General features: G+C 61.8%; 17 protein-coding genes and 1 pseudogene. 2 read left to right on the forward strand and 16 right to left on the reverse strand.

The genetic code is table 11. The annotated features are described in order from the left end of the window. Positions 1-5: 5 nt before the first annotated feature. On the forward strand, positions 6-431 hold the full coding sequence (locus A3C3_RS0119490) for a DUF6484 domain-containing protein (RefSeq protein ID WP_022716263.1): 426 nt from the start codon (positions 6-8) through the stop codon (positions 429-431). After that, positions 431-784 carry a hypothetical protein gene (locus tag A3C3_RS0119495; RefSeq protein WP_022716264.1) on the forward strand — a complete coding sequence of 118 codons (354 nt, stop codon included), beginning with the start codon at positions 431-433 and terminating at the stop codon, positions 782-784. Before A3C3_RS0119490 ends, A3C3_RS0119495 begins: the two co-directional genes overlap by 1 nt. 20 nt (positions 785-804) lie before the next feature. On the opposite strand, the gene A3C3_RS0119500 is transcribed toward A3C3_RS0119495, so the two are convergent. The 16 genes and pseudogenes from A3C3_RS0119500 to tssC form a co-directional block, all read right to left on the reverse strand. After that, on the reverse strand, positions 805-1,719 hold the full coding sequence (locus tag A3C3_RS0119500; protein WP_022716265.1) for a hypothetical protein: 915 nt from the start codon (positions 1,717-1,719) through the stop codon (positions 805-807). 81 nt (positions 1,720-1,800) lie between these two features. Next, a pseudogene (locus A3C3_RS38765) lies at positions 1,801-2,451 on the reverse strand (IS110 family transposase); the annotation flags it as partial. Positions 2,452-2,605: 154 nt separating this feature from the next. Next, positions 2,606-3,589, reverse strand: a complete 984-nt coding sequence (locus A3C3_RS47145) for a DUF4150 domain-containing protein (RefSeq protein WP_022716267.1) — start codon at positions 3,587-3,589, stop codon at positions 2,606-2,608. Continuing rightward, entirely contained in the window at positions 3,586-4,611 is a 1,026-nt protein-coding gene (locus tag A3C3_RS0119515; protein ID WP_022716268.1) for a beta-ketoacyl synthase N-terminal-like domain-containing protein, read from the reverse strand. The genes A3C3_RS47145 and A3C3_RS0119515 overlap by 4 nt, the downstream gene beginning before the upstream one ends. Further along, the gene (locus tag A3C3_RS0119520; protein WP_022716269.1) at positions 4,608-5,714 is read right to left on the reverse strand and encodes a DUF2169 family type VI secretion system accessory protein; all 1,107 of its coding nucleotides are present in this window, start codon (positions 5,712-5,714) and stop codon (positions 4,608-4,610) included. The genes A3C3_RS0119515 and A3C3_RS0119520 overlap by 4 nt, the downstream gene beginning before the upstream one ends. Next, complete coding sequence (gene tagF, locus A3C3_RS0119525) at positions 5,714-6,259, reverse strand: type VI secretion system-associated protein TagF (RefSeq protein ID WP_022716270.1); 546 nt, start codon at positions 6,257-6,259, stop codon at positions 5,714-5,716. The genes A3C3_RS0119520 and tagF overlap by 1 nt, the downstream gene beginning before the upstream one ends. Then, a complete protein-coding gene (gene tssM, locus A3C3_RS0119530; protein ID WP_022716271.1) occupies positions 6,241-9,771 on the reverse strand; it encodes a type VI secretion system membrane subunit TssM in 3,531 nt (1,176 codons plus the stop codon). The genes tagF and tssM overlap by 19 nt, the downstream gene beginning before the upstream one ends. A 1-nt stretch (position 9,772) precedes the next feature. Next, positions 9,773-11,092 (reverse strand): type IVB secretion system protein IcmH/DotU, encoded by a 1,320-nt coding sequence (gene icmH, locus A3C3_RS0119535; protein WP_022716272.1) that lies wholly within the window; start codon positions 11,090-11,092, stop codon positions 9,773-9,775. 4 nt (positions 11,093-11,096) lie between these two features. Continuing rightward, complete coding sequence (gene tssK, locus A3C3_RS0119540) at positions 11,097-12,431, reverse strand: type VI secretion system baseplate subunit TssK (RefSeq protein ID WP_022716273.1); 1,335 nt, start codon at positions 12,429-12,431, stop codon at positions 11,097-11,099. A gap of 16 nt (positions 12,432-12,447) precedes the next feature. Next, positions 12,448-12,909, reverse strand: a complete 462-nt coding sequence (tssJ, locus tag A3C3_RS0119545) for a type VI secretion system lipoprotein TssJ (protein WP_022716274.1) — start codon at positions 12,907-12,909, stop codon at positions 12,448-12,450. After that, entirely contained in the window at positions 12,909-14,177 is a 1,269-nt protein-coding gene (gene tagH / locus A3C3_RS0119550; RefSeq protein ID WP_022716275.1) for a type VI secretion system-associated FHA domain protein TagH, read from the reverse strand. Before tagH ends, tssJ begins: the two co-directional genes overlap by 1 nt. Further along, positions 14,174-15,235, reverse strand: a complete 1,062-nt coding sequence (gene tssG / locus A3C3_RS0119555) for a type VI secretion system baseplate subunit TssG (RefSeq protein WP_022716276.1) — start codon at positions 15,233-15,235, stop codon at positions 14,174-14,176. Before tssG ends, tagH begins: the two co-directional genes overlap by 4 nt. Next, positions 15,199-17,073 (reverse strand): type VI secretion system baseplate subunit TssF, encoded by a 1,875-nt coding sequence (tssF, locus tag A3C3_RS0119560; protein ID WP_022716277.1) that lies wholly within the window; start codon positions 17,071-17,073, stop codon positions 15,199-15,201. Before tssF ends, tssG begins: the two co-directional genes overlap by 37 nt. A gap of 2 nt (positions 17,074-17,075) precedes the next feature. Then, positions 17,076-17,834: a type VI secretion system baseplate subunit TssE gene (gene tssE / locus A3C3_RS0119565; protein ID WP_022716278.1), complete on the reverse strand. Its 759-nt coding sequence runs from the start codon at positions 17,832-17,834 to the stop codon at positions 17,076-17,078. Beyond that, positions 17,821-18,270 carry an Hcp family type VI secretion system effector gene (locus A3C3_RS0119570; RefSeq protein WP_022716279.1) on the reverse strand — a complete coding sequence of 150 codons (450 nt, stop codon included), beginning with the start codon at positions 18,268-18,270 and terminating at the stop codon, positions 17,821-17,823. Before A3C3_RS0119570 ends, tssE begins: the two co-directional genes overlap by 14 nt. A 28-nt stretch (positions 18,271-18,298) precedes the next feature. Then, positions 18,299-19,807, reverse strand: a complete 1,509-nt coding sequence (gene tssC, locus A3C3_RS0119575; protein WP_022716280.1) for a type VI secretion system contractile sheath large subunit — start codon at positions 19,805-19,807, stop codon at positions 18,299-18,301. Positions 19,808-19,809 lie beyond the last annotated feature (2 nt).

Genomic DNA, 19,809 nt, shown 5'->3' on the forward strand with positions numbered 1-19,809 from the left:
TTCAGATGTTCGACACCCGGGAACGTATCGAAGGAGTGGTGATCGGCGTGTTGCTGGGTTTCGACGCAGGTGCGCCACTGGTGGTCTTTCCCGGCAACCCCCGTGATACTGCATTGCCCGCACGAAGCTTAGCCGACCTCACATCAGCAATGATCGGTGCCGAGGTCGCGCTGCTCTTCGAGGGTGGAGACGCGACGCGACCGCTGATCGTCGGCCGAATTGTGGAGCCGGCGCGCAAGTCGTCGACGCCAAATGTCATTCGTGATGGAGAGCGCGTGCGGATCACTGGAGAGGAGCGCATCGAGCTTCGTTGCGGCAAGGCGACAATCATCATGGAAAAGGACGGCCACATCACCATCCGCGGCACCTATGTGACAAGCCACGCCAGCGCCGCAAACCGCATTCGTGGCGGATCGGTGAACCTCAACTGATGCCCACTGTGCCTGTTCTTCGCGAAATCGTCCGCCAGCACGCCGAGCAGGCCGCTTTCCTGTGGACGGTCTACGACTACCACTTGCTCCATCCGGACGAGAACCCCGACATGGATGAGGAGCGGCTTGCGCGCTTGGTCGAGCGGCTCGAGGCGCATCTCGACGGGCTCCGAGTGGCGGGAGAGGCCGGGCTGGAGATCGCGAAGGAGCGGTACGCTGAGTTTCCGGAGGCGGGGGAGTTGTTCGTGGTGAGGATGCTGTCGGTGAAGGCGCCGCCGCGAGTCGTCGATCTCGACCTCGCGAAGGTCCGGGCCGTCCTGACGCAAATGACGAGTTCCCGAGAGGCTTCATAACTTGCGCAGGTCGCAACGCGTCAGATTTCGACGGTCACGAACCCCCAGCCGTCGGAGCTGTGGCGCAGTTCTACAGCCGTCCACGCCTTGCCGTCAAAGAAGGCGACTTGCGGACCGCTTGTTACCGCCATTTTTTTCCGGCTGGCAGTCATGTAGTAGGCAAAATCTAGGTCTTTGGACAATCTGAGCCGCGTCCTCTCCTGTTTGAAAACGCCGGTCTCGTCATCGCCCCAGTAACGTTTCCCCTGAAACTCGCAGATCGTCTGAAACATGCTGTCCGGGACGTCGAAGTCGTAACGCTCCTCGTCCTGAAGGCGAAAGCAGGTCCCTTCGGCTCCGCCGACATAGATCGCTCCGTCCGAACCGACCGATACCGCGCGCAATTCGTTCTCAACGCCGGCGTCGACGGTGTGCCAGCGTGAGCCGTCGAATCTCGCCATGGCTCCGAGGTCTCCCACCGCATAGATGCGGTCGGCCGAAAGGCCATGCATATCGTTCAGCCGCTGCTCCGTCGGCATGTCGAAGTGTGTCCAGCGTGCGCCGTCATATCTGTAGGCATTTCCTTCCGTGCCGAACAAAAAGACATTCCGGCGTCCCAGCCCCCAGACGCGAAGCATCATGCTGTCTGCAAACTTGTTACTTGTCCAAGCGGAGTTGTGGCATTCATGGACGGCACCGGCTGCGTCCAGAACAAAATAGTCCTGCGGAGAGGCGACATACAACGATAGCGGGAATTCATTGAAGGCATGCAGTAACTCGAAACTCGGCAAACGCTCGGAGTCAATTTCGTATATAGCTGCCTCGTTTATCGTCATGTCCTGGTCGCTGAAATGGTAGAGGACACGGCACTTCCCGTCTTCGCCTTGCCAAGCCTGGATCGCTTCCACGTGCGCGTCATCAGGTGCGACAACCAAACTATTCGTGCTTCTCGTCATGGTAGCCTCCAATGAAAGAACTCAGGGGGTAAAAACGGCTCCATTTGGCGGCTTTTCCTTGGGTTCGGTTGTGTTTTGACCGGCATTGGCCTTGGTCATCGTCCGGATCGTTGTCTCCGACTGCTTGATCCGCACATCGATGTCGCCGATGAAGGCAAGGCCTCGGTCGATCTGGATACGGTCGATCTCCGGTACGTTCATCTGAGCCAGCTGAACACGGCCGGCCTTGCCGAACAGATCGCCGAGTTTCTTCAATTGCGCCGTCTGCTCCGGATAGCGATTGAAGACCGTCACGATGCGGTTCTTGGTCGTCGTTCGCAGCCGCACATAAAACATCCGCTCGCGAAGAGCGATGCGCAGTTCTCTTGCTCGTTCGCCAGGAGCCCGCGCTTCCGGCACCAGGTCGGCCCGGAGCAGATGCGCCAGCACGGTGGCGTCGATCTTGTCGGTCTTGATCTTGGCGTCAGCGATCGCCTTGACCTTCAACGGATGGGCGGGAACGACATCATCACAAATGTCGTCGAGCCGGTCGTAGATCACCATCCAGTTGCGGGTGGCCTCGACAACCGCATGCGAATTCTCCCGATAGCGTTCGAGGAACCCACCCAGCGACTGCCGGTCGTTCTTGATCCGGCCGGATCTCAGCGTCTTGCCGCTGCTGTCCTGGACCACCAAGCAGCTATAGGATTTGGAGTAGTCGGCGCCGATATGGTAATCATAAGAGGCGGTCATGCCTCCAACTCCGTTATTGAGATCTGCAGAACCCCAATAAGGTAAGGCGGCGAAGCGTGACTGTCCCTCCATCATATCCATCTCATTCGATCCGTGCATCCGTTCTCTCAGTAGGCGCGGCCTCTTTCATGCCACCTCCTCAAAAGTCATTTGCTCAGCGGATTTTCAATGCGCGTACTTCGGCCTGCGTTATCTTATTGTCGCTACGACGGGTTTCGTTAATCTTGGCAGTCAGATGCCGGATAAATATGAGCTCCAGGCATTTCATGATCTGCTCCGCCTTCTCCTTCTGCGCTTTGGTGCCTGAACTGAGTCCCTTGGTCGGTCCGTGATTGTCGACGACTGCTTTGCAGCATTCCTTCAGCGCCTCATCTATGGTCGGGACCGTTTTGCGACTGGCGAGGAAGTTGCGAACCTGAGCCGTCTTGCCGTGATGAGGGGTTCCGACCTTCGGCCAGTTCGCCTTGTCTACGCCTTTCTTCCGCTTGCGAGCAACCATGCAGATGCATGGCGCCGACCCTTCGTCATAATTCTTGAACCGCGCCACCGTGCCGGCGACACCGCCACGCATCGATTCTTTCTGCATGAACTGGTTTTCCATGAAGTGCTCTGACTCCATTGTATCTTTTGGGCAGTCATTCTTGTCGTGGGGGGTGGTGCTGAGGCCGAACTTCTGGAGCAACTTGACGCAGTTGTCGGGCGTCAGAACCATCTTCCCGATCTTTGGATATGGTCCCGTGTTCGAACCTGGCGAAGAATGATTGTTGGTTGAGAGGTCGGAGAACCGGCTCACCGGTTCTCCGTCCGCCTTTACATTGCCGGACCAGGCCCGCGCATATTCCTTTCCGGTGTTGGCCGAGGTGATAATTCCTTTCTTGGCAGCACAGCCCGCCTCGGTTCCACTCGTCCTCGTGTAGTAGGACTTGTTCTTCTGTGTGATCGTTTGGCCACCGATCTTGACGGTGCCGGTGCCGTTGTCAGTGTCGGAGTCGAAGCCGAACGAAGGATAGGGAACGGGCACGCCGGGCGGCGTTGCCGGATTCTCGGGCGGCGTGAAACACACATCAGGAAAGGCCGCTATGACCTTGTTGGACTGTGCCTTGCAGGCGATCTCGAGCCCGTTGGCGTAGACGGTCATTGCGTCATCCTGTCGCCGAGAAGCGCGGCACCGCAGGCACCTGCGTCATTCGCCGCCTCTATCAGCACTGGAGTGCCGGCCGCATAACCCTTGCGGGCGGCGGTCCACGCCATGCCGACCATCATCGGAACAGACGCAGCGCCGATGTTGCCGAGCGACTCCGCCGGTGACCAGAGGTCTTGGAACTCATGCCGCCCACGCAACAGACGCAGGCTGGCGAGAGCCGTTTGCTTGAACCAGTATTGTTCCCCGATGAGGTCGGAGATGCGGTAGCCGAGCCGGTTCATCTCGATGCCGGCTTCGCCCAGCGCGAGGCTATAGGCATTCGTCATGCCATCGCCGCGCAACGGAAGGTCTTCCGCATTGTAGATTGAAGCTCGCTCCCGCGTCAGACCCAGCCCGTAGAGCCGCAGGCTGCTATTGCCCGTTTGCGCGCAGAGCACCGCCGCCGCAGCCTCGCCGGGAATGAAGCCGTTGGGATTGTCGGGGGTCAGGATCCTCTTCTGGGAAACATAGTGGCCGACAGCCGGGGACGTCAGGTAGGTGTCGACCCCAGCGATCATCACATAGGGGGCTTCGCCGGATGCAATCAGCCTGCGTGCCTGGTCGAGCGCTACGTGTCCGGAGGGTCGTCCGTACGCGACGATGCGCGAGCGGGCGTGCGGCTCAACCGCGACGATCTCGGCGATGCGCCGGAGCAGGTCGGCATCGTCGTGGACGGGCCGCCCCGGACGGTCGTGCTCTGCGAGGCACAGGATCAGCGCCGCCTGGCCGCGCGCATCGGGAACCGCCTCGAACGCCTCGCATATCGCGCCCGCGGCCAGATGCGCCAGCCGCTTCTCGCCGATCCAGTTGCGCGGCAGCGGCACCGGCGCGCCGATGATCCACTCTCCGCCCGATCCGACGAAGCGCGTTTCCTGGAAGCCGTCGAGCTTGGCGCGCATTGCCGCGCATGTAGAGGGCGCATCGAGACCGACGGCCGTCACCATGCCGATCGAGACGATGTCGATTGGCGTGTTCATGCCTCTTCTTCCTCGTCTTCCGGCAAAAGTGCGCCGTTTGCGCGCACAAAGGCGCGGCCCGTCGCGCGAGCCCTCTGCATGGATTCGGTCGGCGGGCCGACCCAGCATTCGCTGAAGTCGAGGATCGTCCGGTGGATGCGCTGCGACACGCGCCAGACCAGTGAAAAGCGCCGGTTCTCCGGATCAAACAAAACGGTGTCGGGCGGTATCGCACTCTCGAAGGCCCTCTCACTACCCTTGAATAACGTTATCGGCAGGCTGGTGGCCGGCAGCCGGAAGCTCTCGCGCCCGGCCGGCGTCAAATTCACGAGCATCACCTCTTCGTTGCCCCTCGGCGGGTCTATCTGCTGGTCAGGCGGCGCCATCTGAAAATAGCGTTCGTCGAAATCCGGCGGCAGGAACGGGAAGATGTTTTTCGTCCAGTTGTCGTCATAGGTGCCGCCATATTCGATCCGGCCGGGCCAGCCGCGCCCCATCGGCCCGAAACTCATCGGCCGGTAGTCGCCGAAAGGCGAGCGGATTTCCTCGCCTATGGCCTGGGTATTGGCAAGCCGCAAGCCGGGGATCAGGTGCTGGTTGCGCGTGCGCGCCCAGCCGATGCCGAGCGGGTTGAGCGGGTAGCTCGCGGGAAGCCTGTCGTCCGGGTCGAGGCGGTCGGTGCCTCCCCACGCCGTGTCGTAGGAGAAGGGCTGACGCAGGAAGGGTTGCGGGGCAGTGGCGATGAAGATCGGTCCGCGGGCGCGCCATTCGCGATGCCCGACCACGTCGAAGATCTTCGACCAGTTGCCCACCTTGATTCCGACGCTGACACGGTCGGCCGGACGGCCGCCAGGAGCATAGGCACAGCCGTTGGCGATGACGTCGCAGCGCGGCTTACGGAATGCAAAGTCCGATTCCCAGAGGGTGGCCGAAAAACCCGGTTCACCCGTATGCGTGTCTGCCATCACCAGCGGCACCTGTACGGATGATTTTCGCACAGGGCCGCCCGGCGTTTCCGGAAAGTCGAAGGTTCCCTTAACAACGACGACGATGTACTCGCGGCCCTCTTTGTCCATGCCCATCGTGAATTCGGTCGGAAAGCCGGTTTGGTTCCAGATCTGCATCAGCCAGCCTCCAAACCTTCGGGGAAGAGGTGGCGGAGCGCTGATTCAGGTGCGCCGGGATCAACCTCGATTTTCTTGCACTGGCCCGTCCACAATGCCATGCGCCGGACCGGGTCGCCGGACGCCGTGATCGCGGGATAGGGCAGGGACGCAAGGCGGGCAGCCAGTCCGTCACCGTCCATCTCGCCGTCGCTCGCAGACTTTCCCGCAGCTTCCAGCGCATCGAGCCAGTCTGCGGCGAGGGTGGCGATGTCAGTGGAGGCGATCGGCGGCGCAGCCGCGATGGTCAACGGAAACCGCCGACCCGCGCGGTCGGCGCTTGCCATCACCACGCCGGTCATGGGTCCGAAGGCTTCCGGCCCGAGGATAAATCGCAACGCTAGATGAGCCGACACCGAACCTTCCGAAAACCGGTGAACCAGATGCCGGGTGATCCAGCGGTCCCATGGGCCAACGAAGGATGCCGTCAGACCGCGCGTGACGAAATCCCCCATCGCGGGCAGTTTTCCGAAGAAGCCTGGCAGGATCACAGCTGCGTCGGGCACGAAAACCTCGCAAACATTTTCAGGTCGTAGGGATTGGCCACGCTTGCTGCCCGAAGCTCGAAATCGGCGTAGTGGCCCTGGGCGGCAAGCCGCAGCTTGTAAAGTTCCGGAAGCTCGGTCCCGCTCAACCGGCCGGCACGCAGCATCCGCAGGAAAGCCCAGCTCCCGGTTTCGCTGACCATCACTTCCGGCGAACCGTCGATCGGCTGGAAGGCAAGAGTAATTACGCCCGTTCCGTCCTTGCCCGGCCAAGTCATCGGCTGCGGGCGAGTTGGGTTGTTGAAATAGGTGAGGCTCTGGCCGTCGACGTTCAGCGTCACGCGGCCGACCGTCGGCGAAAGGTCCTTGGGCTCGAGCGTAAAGGTCAAGATCGGTCCGGCACCACCTGGAAAGAGGCTGTTGCGGATCAGCCGGGCCTGTTCCAAGGCAGCTAAAGCTGACGAATCGAGCCGGATGTCCGCGCGCCATTTCCAAGGGTGACGCGTCATGTCGACGTAGTTGATCAGCTGATTGTTGATGAAGCTGTCAATCAGCCCGCCCGGACCAAAGACCCGCGCAAAGTCGACTACGTTGACATCGATTGCGCTGTCAGGAATGAACGGGTAGCGGTTCGCCAGCGCGGCCTGACAGAAAGGCAACACATCGGCGCGCCAGATGGCGTTAAGTTCAGAGGTGACCGCTTCCGTTGTAAGGCCGCTCGTGTCGCCGGCGATGCCGGCCAGCCAGTCGTCTAGCGGGTCGGGGAGGGTTATGGCCTGTTTTGCCACCGCCCCTGTGAGTTCCGCCAAGCCGCCTTGCCGCTTTATTGCATCCTGGGCATCGGGACTTGCCGATACGGTCTGCAGCATGTTCGAGAGCGCAGTGAGCGCCGCGACGGCGTCATTGAGTGCCGGAGGTTGGCCGTCGACCTCGGCGATCGCGGCCTTGATGGGTTTGAAATGCTCGGCAACCAGCATGCCCGAAAGGTCCACTTCAGCCTTGGAGCCGGGGGCGGGCATCAGCTTCGCGCCCTTCTTGGCAAGCTTGCCGATCTTGCCGAGCTTGGACAAAAGCTTGGAAGTTGCCGCCGGAGGGACTTTGCCCCCAGCGTCATCTTCGGAACGGGTAAGTTCCGTCTCCTGGACGATTGCGTTCAGCAGCCGCTTCATCGAAGAGTCTGCGCTGGAGAGATCCTTGAGATTTTCGCTCGCCGTCTGCAGGTCTACCAGCGGCGCGAGCCTTACGTCGCGCAGGAAGCTGTCCCACTTCGCGATGTAATTGTCGTAGTAAAGCTTGAGGATGTCCTGGGAAAGCGCGGCGACCGACGGGGTGGCACTTTCCGAGCAGCCTCCGGCGAAGACGGAGCGATCGAGTGCAGCCTGCGTGGCCACGTCCTCCAGCCGCGCAAGAACCACGTTGTGAAAGCCGTCATAGGTGAAGGCGCCGCTGATGCCCACTCTAAGGGTCTTGTCCGAGCGTCGAGCGAGAACCTTAAGGCCGTTTGGGCCGACGTGGTCCGCCGGGATCCAATCCTTAAGCGCTCTGACCTCCGGATCTGAGAGCAGTGCATTATAGGCACGCACCGGAAGCGGAATTGAGCAGATGCTCCGCAATGCTTCGCCCACCAGCGCCTCATCGGGCTGGATAAGCGCTTGATCCGCTGCCATGTTGTCGATTGCAGCGAGTTGATGGTCGGCGGCCATCTCGGTCCGGAAGGGCGGCACGGGCGCGAATTCAGGCAGCCGCTCCGTCCACCATTGCTTGGCGAATTCGGGGTCCATCGGCGACAATCCGGTCATCATGCGATACGTCTTCAAGGCGCCGAGAAGGAATTCCGGGTCGCGGATCTGACGCCACATCGTCGCCTCGAGCAGCGCGACCATGCGCGGTTCCAATATGTTGCGCAGCGAGCGGTGATAGGCGTCGGCCTGCGCCTGTCTGATCTCGGTTGCCGCGGAAGGCCCGATCAAGGCGGCTATGCCACCTGGCGGCTCGGTACGGGCATTCGATACTTCGGTTGCGGCCTCGAGCGCCACATCCAGATCGAGCGGTTCCAGCGGCGCTTGACGCGCAGCAACCGGAGTGAGCGGAAGCTGCAAGGCTTCAAGCTGTTCGGCCTGCGCCGAAAGAGCCGCGGTGTTTTTCCGATAGGAAACCGTAAAGGCCAGACCGGCCACGACAACCAATGCCGCGGCGGCCACTGCAGCGCCGCGCCATATCCAGATACGCCGTTCCTCCGCGGCAGGATCGAATGTGCCGAGGCCCGCCTCCTTGAAGATCACTTTCGTGAGCAGGTCCTTCAGGAAGAAGCTGCGCTTCTCGACCCGCGGCATCGGCGCGGCGAGCTGTGCCGGGAGGCCGAAAGAGGAAGCGAGGGCCGCCGTCAGCCGGTCGATTGCCGTGCCTTCCTGAGTGGCGGAGGTTAGATAGATACCGCGCAACCAGGCGCTTTCGGCATAGCGGCTTTCACCGAAAACGGTTTCGACCAGCACGCGAATAGGCTCGGAAAGGCTTTCAACCTGTGCCGGGAAGCGGAAGATCTCTGCGCGGGCGGTAAGGTTTTCTTCACCTTCAAGACGCGGAACGAGGCGTCGTTCGAGCACGCCGGCCAATGCTGCGAGTTCCCGCGTGACTTCGCTGCCGTCGATGCTCGCGCCGGGCGGGAAGGTTGCTCCCCAAACCTGTTCGCGATCGGCCGTCGAGAGCCCTCCGAAGAAAGTCTCGAACCCCTTTATGAGATCGGCCTTGGTCAGCATCAGGTAGACGGGCAGGCGGATCTCGAGCCGTTCCTGAAGTTCGGTCAGCCGTTTGCGGATCTGACGGCCATGCGCTCGAATGGTCGCGTCGCCTTCCAAAAGCGTGTCGATGGCGAGTGCCACGATGACGCCGTTCAAGGCCCGGCGGCCCCGGTGCTTTTTCAGGAGATCGAGGAAGCCCAACCATTCCGCTGCGTCGACGTCGGGTTGGCTTTCCTGTTGAACGTAGCGGCCCGCAGTGTCGATCAGCACCGCCTCTTCGGAAAAGAACCAGTCGCAGTTGCGCGTCCCGCCCACCCCATGCAAATCGTCGGAGAGGTCGATGGGGAAGCTCAGTCCAGATTGCCGCAGTGCCGTTGTCTTGCCGGTCGCAGGCGGGCCGATGATCACGTACCAAGGCATCTCGCGGAGAAACTTTCGGCCGCCGATTTTGTGGCGTTTCAGCTCCGCCATCACTTCCCGGAACTTTGCGCCCACGGAGGCGACGCCTTCCTCAGCCGGGCTAGGGGGCGCTTCCGGCGGCGGGGCGATTTCGGAAACGAAAAGACGATTGGCGCGGACTGCCCGGCGGTGTGCCGCGATCCACCAGATGAGAAACAGCACGAAGAGAAGGCCAATGATGACCAATCGCACCGTCTCGGACGCTAACGGCGCGCTCTCACCGACACTGACGATTGGGCCGAAGATCCAGACGATCAGGGACAGCAACACGAGCCCGATGAAGGTCCAGAGCCAGCGCGAGGTTAGGATCGCCCAGAGGAAACGGAAGATCGCCATCTCAGAGCCCCTTCTCGATCAGGAGCTCGATGCGGCGGTTGGCAGCCCGGCCTTCGCGAGTGTCATTTCTGGCAAGGGGCTGCGTTGCCGCACGTCCTTCCGATTTCAAGCGCTCAGGCGGCAAGCCGCTTGCACGCAGTAAAGCGGCAATCGTTGCGGCGCGCGCCTCGGAGAGGCGCTGGTTGTTGGATAGCGGATTGGTGGCCTGGAGCGGAACATTGTCGGTATGTCCGATAATCGTGACACTTCTGATCAGTTCGGCATTCTCCTTGATAACAGCTGCGACGGAGGCGACGAGTGGCTCGAAGCTTTTCGTCAATTCGGGCCGGGCAGACTGGAAAAGCTCCGGAGTGCTCGACTGAAGCAGGAGTGTGACCCGAGAGGCGTTTTCATTGCCCTTCAAGGCCGGCAGAAGCGCAGGAGGTGCGGCGGCACGGAATTCCGGCAGCAGCTCAAGGACGACAGGTTCGACCCGCGGCGCATCCGGTGCCGGTGCGCGCTTTTCCGGCCGATAAATCTCGGCACGCTCCGGCGGCGGTATTGCCCGAACGAGCGTAGCAAGTTCTTCCGCCTTGGCGCCTAGCCGCATTGACAGAAGCACGTAAATCGCCGTCGCGAGCGCCACAGCCACGACTGCGAGCACCCAGATTGGAACGGCAAAGCGGGAAGGCTCGTCCGCTGCCGCGACACCCTCCCACCTGGGCGAGAGCGGCGCGCCTTCGGCATCGGCGTCCCGCAGGAAACGAGCGGCTGCAGCGCGAACGGCGCTGATGGAGCGATCGCCCGCACGCCCTGGCACCCGATATTTGCCGCGGAAACCAAGCGCCAGACAGAAGTATTGCAGCTCCAGCAGTTCACGATCGCGGCCGGGATAGCGCTCCAGCTCCTCCAGCCTGGCGAAGAACTGCGCTCCGGCATCCACATCGCCGCGGAGCATGACGACCAGCGGCTGGCGCGGCCAGGCGCTGGAGCCGCCCCAAGGCGTATTGAGCGCCAGATCGTCAAGCAGCGAGGCGACAGCCCAGGCGGCCGCGTCTGCCCGTGCCAGGCTTGCGCCGGAGGCCACGGCCGCATCGCGCGCCGAAACCAGCTCCTCCATAAGTCTGGTCCGCAGCGCTTCCGGATTGCCAGGTGGCAATGCATTCTCGAGTTCCGGCGCAAATTCAAGCAAGGTGGCGAAAGCGTTGATCAGCGTGTTGGGGTGGGATCGCGCGCGTGTCGCCAATGCGCCGGTGGGAATGACAGGCATTGCCCCCGCCGGCGGGCGGATGCGTGTGCGGCCCTGATCTTCCGAAAGGCCGAATGGATCCTCACTTGCCATGGTGCTACCTGTTTACCGAATAGCAGTCGACCTGTGGTTCGCTGGGCAAAACGCCGGAAACTCCGATCACGAAGCCGGGCGAGCGCAGAAGCGATTCCCAATGCTCGCTGCGTTGATCGAGCTCAAGGCAGAGACGGTCTCCGTCGTAGGGGATCTCGCGGGGCTGCGAGTGAAGAGGCTTGAGGCGGATGCCGGGCAGTCGAGACTTCCACAGCGCCTCGAATTCGTCCGCAGCACCGACGGTCACCTGATTGACGAAGATCTTGCGCAATGCCTCGTCGGACATGTCGCATCCGACGCGCACAACGATGCGGCTGGCCGTTAGCAGTTCGGGATTGTCGACGCGGACCTTCCAGACGTTGGTCGCGTGCTTCAGAACCGGCAGCGCCCGCGACTTCGGTTCGACATAGCGCAGGCTCAAGATCAGCGAGCGCAATGTGTCGGCGAGTGCGGCAAAGGCCGGCCCCGGCGCCATATGCTCATAGGTGGGAAGCTCGCTCAGCCGCCGGGAGCCCGATCCGTAGGTTGCCATTCGGCCAGCCAGTCCACTGAGCTCCAGAAAGAGCTCGGCCGGATGAAAAACCTCCTGAGGGAGCATGTGGGCCAGTCGCGGGCGCGCACTGTTGGCGAGATCGAGCACCAGGAGATTTTCCACGCTGCGGCCGGGGCCGCCAAGCACCATCTTGCCATGCGCTTCGGCTATGCGGTCGAGCCCCGTGATTACTTCCTGCAGGAGCTGGCCGTAGAAGGGCACCGCACCGGTTGCGAGTGCCGGCGGCAGGAAATTTTCGGAGATCGCCACACTGCCGTCGGAGAGCAGCCCGGTAACGTTCGTCACCGGCATTGCCGTGTAGCCACCGGTCGCCTGCGCCGGCGAGAGCAGCAGGGCTTGCGGCCGGGCGATCTCGATCTCTTCCGGATCAGCGCCCCCGTGGACGGCATCGCGTATCCACTCTATCCGTCCTCTAAACCGTGCTCCGGTTGGTTCGCGGTGAGCCGGGTCGAAGCTGGCGCCGCCGGGTGGCTCCAAGGGCAGGGCGAGCTGCACCGCTCCCGCGCCCATGTCACCCGTGATTGTCAAAGGTGTGGGGGCGTCCATCGTTTCGGGTATGGCAAACGGGGTGCCGTCCGGAAAAATGCCGCGCGCCGACGTTACGGCCACCCGCCCGGCTTCCAGCTGTGCGGCATCGAGCGTGAGGGACCTGAAACCGAAGGTCTGCAGCCGTCCGGCCTGCAGCGCGCCCCGCACCAAGGCTTCTGTATAACGGTCCTGCTGCTGGAAATGCTGCGTCCGGAGGAAGAGCCCCTCGGACCAAAGCACCTTGTTGATATCCGTCATGCTGAACGCCCTCCATTCAGGCGAGCGCGAGCGCCATACCGCCGCGGCTGAGTACGACATTCGCCGTCACCGTCGATTCCGGCCTGATCGGCACGCTCCTGCGCCAGGTGCGACCGCCCGGTTCCCGGAACAGCGCGACAAGACCGAGGAAAGTGGCTTCTGGCGGGAACGCGACCGTCTTTGAGGCGCTTGCACCCGGGGCGACCGTCATTTGCTCGGACCCGACGAGGTCTGCTCCGAGCGCGCCGGCCGGATCGGATTGAAGGGCGAAAATATCGGCAGAGTTGAATTTTCCGACATCCTTCAGCCGAAGAATAAGGAGGGTCACCGGACGTTCCCCACCACCAGCGGCAGCATTCATCCCCGCTTGTCCCGTCGCCGTGACTGTTACGGTCGACGATTTTGGCGGGCCGCCCATGCATGCGGAAAGCGCGCCTGTCGCGCCGATCACCATGAGAAAGTCGCGTCGGTTAAGCATCAGTCATTCTCCCCCTCTTCATAGCCGTCCCGAAAGTCACTGCCGATCTCGCCCAGGAAGCGCGTCGACGCACTCTTGGCGATCTCGCGATAGCGTTTCTCATAAAGCTCCCAGAGCTTTGCCCGCCGGCCACCCGCAAGCAGGGCATCCAACACCGAGTGCGATTTCAGTTCGCTTTCCAGGGTCGCCGGGTCGAAGCGGTCAATCATCCTGGCGAGCGCCGCCTGGACGCCGCGCCACGTTCTCACGTGGTGGTGTGCGAGATCGCGGATGGAACTGCCGATGGCGGCCTCAGGAGGAAGAAAGCCGGCCTGGCGCTGCGCCAGGAAGGTCGCGATCACATCGTCCACCGTGGGAAGGAATTTAAGAGGGTTGACCTCGGATGCTCCAACCACAGTCTGGGCGATCCTCGCTTCGCCTTTTTCTTCGGTGCGCTTGCGCAGGAGATGCATCAGCCCTTCCAGCATCATCCGGTATTCCCGGCCGAAATTCTCCATCTGGGCGACCGGATCGGATGTCATGAACTCATCGGCGCCGAGCCCCAGTCCCCGCAGGAAGGCGTCGCGCAAGGCGGTTTCGGTCTCTGCCGTCCTTTCCTGCATCGGTCTTGCTTGTGGTTTCGGGGCAGGACGCGGTTCGGCTGGGGGCTCTGTGACAGACGGCTCGGGCGGCGTTGTACTGGGTAAAGATAAATCCCAAGCCCCCCTGTCCTGACCCGATGCTGGCAACGGATCAAGGCTGAAGGGATCGTCGAACATGGGCGTCCGTTTTGCTGTCTCGCCCCTGCTTGCCGCGGCGAATGCCCCTGCGGCTGGTTGTTCGAATGGGTCGGGCAATCCCGCCGGCCGCGGGGTGGGCGCTGCCGGCTCCCTGCGCTCGGAGAAGAAGTCGTCCCGCTCGAAGCCGACCGGCGGTGGGGAAGCCGGCTGTTCAGACACCCGCTCCGTCGGCGTCGCCTGGAAATCGACGCGGACGACATAATTGCCGAGCTGCAGCCGCGCTCCGTCATGCAGCGGCGCGGAGTTCCCAAGCCCAAGCGGCGTGCGCGACCCATCGATGAAAAGCCCGCCGCTGGAGGTGTCCGTCACCACATACTGGCCGCGAACGCAGCCGATCGTGCAATGAGCGCGTGAGATATACATGTCGGGATCGTCGATCCGCCAGTCTGCGTCTGCGCTGCGACCGATGACGAGCTCTCCCTCGACGAGCCGCATCTGGCGAACGGCTTGGGGTCGGGGCGCGTGCTCGAGAGTAAGGATGAGGCTCATGCCGCAGCCTCCGGCATTTCCGGCCGCCAGCCAATGATGGTGCGTATGCACAAATCATCCGCGTCACTGCGATCTTTCGGTCGAGCGAGCCAAGCAATTTGTCCGATCCGCGCTGCTCCCATTTTGGCCGCGGGAACTTCGTCCCGCCTGAGCACGAGCCTTACGTCGACATCGAGCCCGTATCCCACGAGATCGCGGATCGCGGTCTGCAGGGTTTCGCGCCGTTCGCAGCCGGGCAGGAAAGCTACGTAGTCGGCAAGCGTCAACGGGCCGATGGAGAGCTCTATCCTTTGCTGTCGCTGGAACGTCCTCGGTCCGATCGTGGCGCTTCGTCCGAGTTGCACATGCGCGCCGCCAAGCCGGGACTGGAGCCCGTTCGGTATAGGCATCCAGGTGCCGACAAATTCGCGAAGCCGAACCGGCACCTTCAAGAGGTCGGCAAGAAACAGGGTGAGCCTCTCCGGTCCGTCTACCTGATGGGCAAGCGCCGGAGCATGAGAGAGCTTCGTGGCATCGATAGCTGCGCACTCATCATGCCCCCTACCACACAAGCCAAGGCCCGCCAGGGCTGCCGACATTGCGCGAATACGGCCGCCGTCGTGGCGCCTGACCTGCACAGCCGGATGAGCGTCGGCCCACGCCCGGTAAAAGAGCGCGATCATGCGATGCTGAAGAATATTCACGAAATCGACGAAGGTCGTATCGCTGACCTCCCGCATGTCCGCCCTGGCAAACCAGCGCTGCGACAGCCGATCCAGCACCCAACGCGTTAGGTAGAGGGGCATTGGACCCTCTGGCCCGAGCAATCCGAGGTTCGAGACCGTGACGCGAGCCGGCGTGGTTTCGGTGGCCGGTTCGACCTTGGCGACATCCTGCACGGCAAAACCAAGCCGCACATGCTGTCCGAGTCGCGCCGGCTCCCGGTCCGGGCGGCCGGCCTGCCCAAAAAGTCGTCCGTCGTCTTCGAGGCGCCGCAGGAGCTCGAAAAAGTCGAACGCCTCAAGGGATGGAGCCGCGTCCTTCAGATCAGGAAGCGATTGCCCGGCGCTATGGGCCATAGCACATCCTCCTGCTTTTGTATGATCCGCGCGCGGGTTCGCACGAATGCGTTGATTGCCGCATAGCGAGCAAAAAGCCTGGCCAGCAGCGCCGAGAGCAACACCGTGCTGTGCCCGGCAAGCACGGATTGGTCGATATGAAGCGTAACCTCGGTGCCGCGCGCGAAACACATTGGCCCGGCAATTGCCAAGCGCTCGATCAAGGGTCGAGCCTCGACGCGGGCGACGGCGCGCACATGCCGGCTTAGGCTTGGATCCCCGCGATTCGCGTAAAGCTCAAGTAGAGCGTGAAGCGGATCAACCCCGCGGCCCTCCTCGGCCAGGCTGAGGAAATTCAGCGAGAGTTGCGCAATGAGCCGCCAGGCGAGTTCATCGGCTCTGGAGCCTTCCACTGCTCCAGCCGGGAGCGTCGCTGGAATCGAGGGCCACGGCGGCCGCAGCGCGCCAAGGAGCTGGATGGTCTCGACGGGATCGCCGCTCTCGAGCGTGAGGGACGGCGTATCGTCCAATATCGGTAGATCGCGATTGGTGCACAGCGCCGTCACCTCGATCCGCTTCGGCGACCGGGCGGCTTTCGACTGAGCCGGGCGCGAAAGCGTGATGAAGACATCGTCACCTGTATAGGAGGTCCGCGTTTGCCCCTGGCGAAGCTCGTCTTCACTCGGGCGCCGCGGGCGGCGTTCGGTAAAATAGACCCAGCCGTTTCCACGGTTCTGGCCCAGGCTGAAGAGAGCCGGCATCTCGGCGTCGGGGCCTTCAGCATCGGCATCGTCGACGCGGATTGCGCGATAGATCTCGAAATCCCGTGCACGGGTGCGATCGGCGTGAAGCACTTGCCGGGTCCGCCGTGCATCGAGTTCGATGACGTTGCAGCCGCGCTCGAACAGATTGATGATTGGCGTTGCGAAGAGTTCGAAATCCTTCGCTGCGATATTCGCAAGCTCGGGGATGGGACGCCGCAACAGAAAGAGCAGTTCCAGCCCAGCCCCGCAGCGCCGAACGACCGGCTGCAGCCCTCTGACGCGCACATAGTGAAATCTTTCCGGCGCGATGAAGTATTCCCGCAAAAGCCTGTAGCCTTCGAATGTTTCGCGTGTGCGCGGCATAAGCGCTTCCTCGTCGGAGATCCCGATCATCTCCGGCTCCGGAAGTGCGCTCAGGGCGTTATCGCGTCCTTCCGGGCGGGCGCCGGTCGCGGCGCAAGCGCCAAAGAGCGTATCGAAGAGCAGCGACGCCTTGCTCTTGTCACCAAAATACAGATCCAGGCGGTCGAGCGACAAGTCGCTGAGCTTGCCTTTGCCAGTTCGATTGAAGGTGATGCTCAATGCCGCCGAACCGGTTACCCCGTCAATCGGAGCAATCCCCGCTGCCGCGAGTGCGCTGCGATCCTGTATGTAGGTGGCCGAGGTGATCGCGAGCGGCCAGAGCATCACATCCTGCGCCGTGGTATAGATGCACCGGGTGGAAATGCCTGGGCGGACGCTCGAAACCAGCCGGGTCCCGCGCTTCACAAGGTGTCCTGCGAGCATCGTTTGAACCTGCTGGCCCGGCTTCAGCAAAGCCATGGCGGTTGCGGGTGTCGGCGAAACGAGATCCGGATAGAAATTTTCGAGCACGCTTCGTGCGAAACGGGAGCTTTCTGCATCCACCTTCTGTCGGGTGCGCGCGGCGAGATAAGCCACGCCGTCCAGCAGGCGTTCGACGAAGGGGTCGGGACACGGGACCGTATCAAGGGAAAGGTTGCGTGCGATCGAGGGATGCATATCTGCAAATTCGGCGGCGAGCGCGCGGATGTGGGTGAGTTCTTCCTCGTAATACTCCAGGAAGACCCGGTCCATGGTCAGGTGTCCTTAAGTTCAGTCCGCGCCGAACCGTCGTCGAGGTTGAGTATCGTGCGCAGGAGCAGCCGTTCCGGCGCCGGCGAGGTAAGCAGCAGTGCGTCGATGTCGATCCTGAGGCCGGTCGCCCTGTCGCCGAGGCTGACGGTAACTTTCGTCGCGCTTTCCTTCAGCCGAGGTTCAAACGCGGCGAGCACGCTTCGGATTTCCTTCGACAGTTCATCGCGGTCGAAGTCACGGGAGGAACGGCCGGAGAAGGGGGGGACCCCATAATTGATCACGCTGCGGCGAACTTCCGGGAAATCCTCAAGCGACGGAGGGTTGTCCCCAGCCTGATCTGACTCTAAATCCGTCAAGAGTGGCGTAGATTCGAAGCGTTGTGCATTAAAAAGCGCCTCGATGTCGCGCCGCACTGCCTCGCGCAGCACATCGGTCGAGACGACGACGCCGCGACTTTCCAGTTCTGCCTGGCGTCGCTCAAGAGAGAACAGGCGGTGTATGTTCTTCTTCTGCTCGGCGCTGATATCCGCAGCGGCCTCCATTTGGTGAACCCCTGCGGCAACCAGCCCGTTCAGACGTTCGAGGTCTATCTCTTTCTGGATCGCCTGCCGAAGTTGGTTGATTTCCGAGTTGAGCCCCGGCAGGTCGTTCACCAGGCGATCCCACAAGGACGGCTGGATCGCTTCGCGAGTCGCCCGCAGGTGCCCCCCGGGTCTCGCCTTCCTTCCAAACCCTTTTTGCCAGCTGTCACTTGCCGACATAGACATCCATCTCGACCTCGTCCTTGTCGTCGTAATTGAAAGTGATGTTCTTGTAAGCGAAGCCGACGCGCTCTTCGATCACATCTGGCTCTTCCTCACTCGGCCTCATGGTGTAGTTGGTCACCGAAGCTTCCTTCAACGTGATGACCAGGTAGTCGCTCGTTTCGCCTTCTATCGTTCTGCGCGCTGAAAACTTGACCTCGTCCAGAAGCTTGTTGTCGAACAGAGCCTTCTTCAGATAGGGCGAGGCCTTGTCGTAGTGCTTGATGAAATTGAGCATGCCCAAGCTGACGCGGCCTCTCCGCGATAGCGAATTCGGATCGAAAGGAGCCTGCATTTCAAACTCCACTCCGTGCACCTCGATTTCGTCTTCGTGGCCGTCGCGAACGCTGGGCCCAGTGATGTCAGGTACCTTGAGAAAACCGTCGATCTTCATGAATAACCTCCCATCGGCTAAATGTTGTTCAGGACTTCATAGACGGCAGCTCCGAAACGAGCCGGAGCGAAGCATTGATGCCTTCCAGCTGGTAGTGGGGCCGCAGATAAAATCGAGCATTGTACCAGCCGGGGCGACCCTCCACGCTGTCAACCTGGACCTCGGCGGCTGCAAGGGGACGTTTTGCGCGGGCTTTTTCGTCGGCAAAGGCAGGGTTGGCGAGAACGTAGCGGTTGATCCACTCCGTCAGCCAAATCTGCATGTCGGCACGTTCCTTGAATGAGCCGATCTTATCCCGAGCGATCGCCTTCAGGTAATGGGCGAAACGGGAAACCGGGAAAAGGTAGGGCAGATTTGCACTCAGTCTCTCGTTGGCCTGAGCATCCGGGTCGACCAGGCGGCCGGCTCGCGCCTCGTCGTCTTGCAACGAATGGGCGCCGATGAAGGCAGCAATATCAGTGTTCTTGCGATGGAGGATGGGCATCAGCCCGAGCTTGGCGAGCTCGGCCTCGCGCCGATCGTCAATGGCGACCTCGGTCGGGCATTTCATCGCCACCGTCCCGTCGTCGGTCGGGAAGTTATGGACCGGGAGATTGATCACTGCCCCGCCGTTCTCGACCCCACGGATTTGCGTGCCCCAGCCGAACAGCTTGTGGCTGCGGTTGATGTTGACCCCCATTGGGAAGGCCGCGTTCATCCAGACATATCGGTGATGGTCGCCCTGGACCTCTTCCTCGAACGCGAAGCCCTTCACAGGAACGGTTTCTGCGCCATAAGGCAGCCTCGCCAGCACCCGTGGCATTGTCAACCCTATGTAACGGGCGTCCTCGCTCTCGCGCAGTGACTGCCATGAGGCATAGGCCGGCGACGACACGATCTGTTGCAGGTCTTGCGGGTTCGGCAGTTCCTGCCAGCTTTCCATGCGGAACAGACGGGGGGCGGCGGCTGCGATGAAGGGGGTGTGCGCCGAGGCGCAGATGCCGGACATGTTGCGGAGGAGACCGGCATCCTTCGGGTGATTTGAGAATTCATAGGCGCCGATCAGGCAGCCAAAGGGGTTACCGCCGAGCATCGAGTATTCGTCGGTGTAGACTTTCTTGAATATGGGGCTTTGGTCCCACATCTGACCCTCGTAATCCTCAAGGGTATCAGCCAACTCCTCCTTCGAAATGTTCATGACGCGGATCTTCAACTTTTGATCCGTCTCGGTATTATTCACGAGGTACCACAGTCCGCGCCATGTCCCCTCCATCTGAAGCACTTCAGGCGTATGGAGAATTTCGTTGGTCTGCTCGGTCAGCAGCTTGTCGATGCCGGCAATCAAGGACTTGATCGATTTGACCGCGTTGGAAGAGATGACGGTCGATTCTGTACGGCCGCGCGCAGCAAGCGCCAGATTTCTGACCAAGGTTTGAAGCTTGTCGCTGTCATCTTTTTTGACCTTGAAGTCCTTTTCCAGAAGTTCGCTGAATTCCTGAAGGTCGACTTCTTTGGCTTCCGTGACACCAACCGCAGCGGTTCTTTCCTGTTCGGCCATGG

It is taken from the genome of Rhizobium mongolense USDA 1844 (assembly GCF_000419765.1).
In the GTDB taxonomy this organism is placed as follows: domain Bacteria; phylum Pseudomonadota; class Alphaproteobacteria; order Rhizobiales; family Rhizobiaceae; genus Rhizobium; species Rhizobium mongolense.

Coding starts and splice junctions, on each gene's coding strand:
- A3C3_RS0119520 (WP_022716269.1), bottom strand. CDS start 5,714: ATGCAGATCTGGAACCAAACCGGCTTTCCGACCGAATTCACGATGGGC.
- A3C3_RS0119495 (WP_022716264.1), top strand. CDS start 431: ATGCCCACTGTGCCTGTTCTTCGCGAAATCGTCCGCCAGCACGCCGAG.
- A3C3_RS0119570 (WP_022716279.1), bottom strand. CDS start 18,270: ATGAAGATCGACGGTTTTCTCAAGGTACCTGACATCACTGGGCCCAGC.
- tssG (WP_022716276.1), bottom strand. CDS start 15,235: ATGGCCCATAGCGCCGGGCAATCGCTTCCTGATCTGAAGGACGCGGCT.
- tssM (WP_022716271.1), bottom strand. CDS start 9,771: ATGGCGATCTTCCGTTTCCTCTGGGCGATCCTAACCTCGCGCTGGCTC.
- tssF (WP_022716277.1), bottom strand. CDS start 17,073: ATGGACCGGGTCTTCCTGGAGTATTACGAGGAAGAACTCACCCACATC.
- tagH (WP_022716275.1), bottom strand. CDS start 14,177: ATGAGCCTCATCCTTACTCTCGAGCACGCGCCCCGACCCCAAGCCGTT.
- A3C3_RS0119515 (WP_022716268.1), bottom strand. CDS start 4,611: ATGAACACGCCAATCGACATCGTCTCGATCGGCATGGTGACGGCCGTC.
- icmH (WP_022716272.1), bottom strand. CDS start 11,092: ATGGCAAGTGAGGATCCATTCGGCCTTTCGGAAGATCAGGGCCGCACA.
- A3C3_RS0119500 (WP_022716265.1), bottom strand. CDS start 1,719: ATGACGAGAAGCACGAATAGTTTGGTTGTCGCACCTGATGACGCGCAC.
- tssJ (WP_022716274.1), bottom strand. CDS start 12,909: ATGCTTAACCGACGCGACTTTCTCATGGTGATCGGCGCGACAGGCGCG.
- tssC (WP_022716280.1), bottom strand. CDS start 19,807: ATGGCCGAACAGGAAAGAACCGCTGCGGTTGGTGTCACGGAAGCCAAA.
- A3C3_RS0119490 (WP_022716263.1), top strand. CDS start 6: ATGTTCGACACCCGGGAACGTATCGAAGGAGTGGTGATCGGCGTGTTG.
- A3C3_RS47145 (WP_022716267.1), bottom strand. CDS start 3,589: ATGACCGTCTACGCCAACGGGCTCGAGATCGCCTGCAAGGCACAGTCC.
- tssE (WP_022716278.1), bottom strand. CDS start 17,834: ATGTCGGCAAGTGACAGCTGGCAAAAAGGGTTTGGAAGGAAGGCGAGA.
- tssK (WP_022716273.1), bottom strand. CDS start 12,431: ATGACGGATATCAACAAGGTGCTTTGGTCCGAGGGGCTCTTCCTCCGG.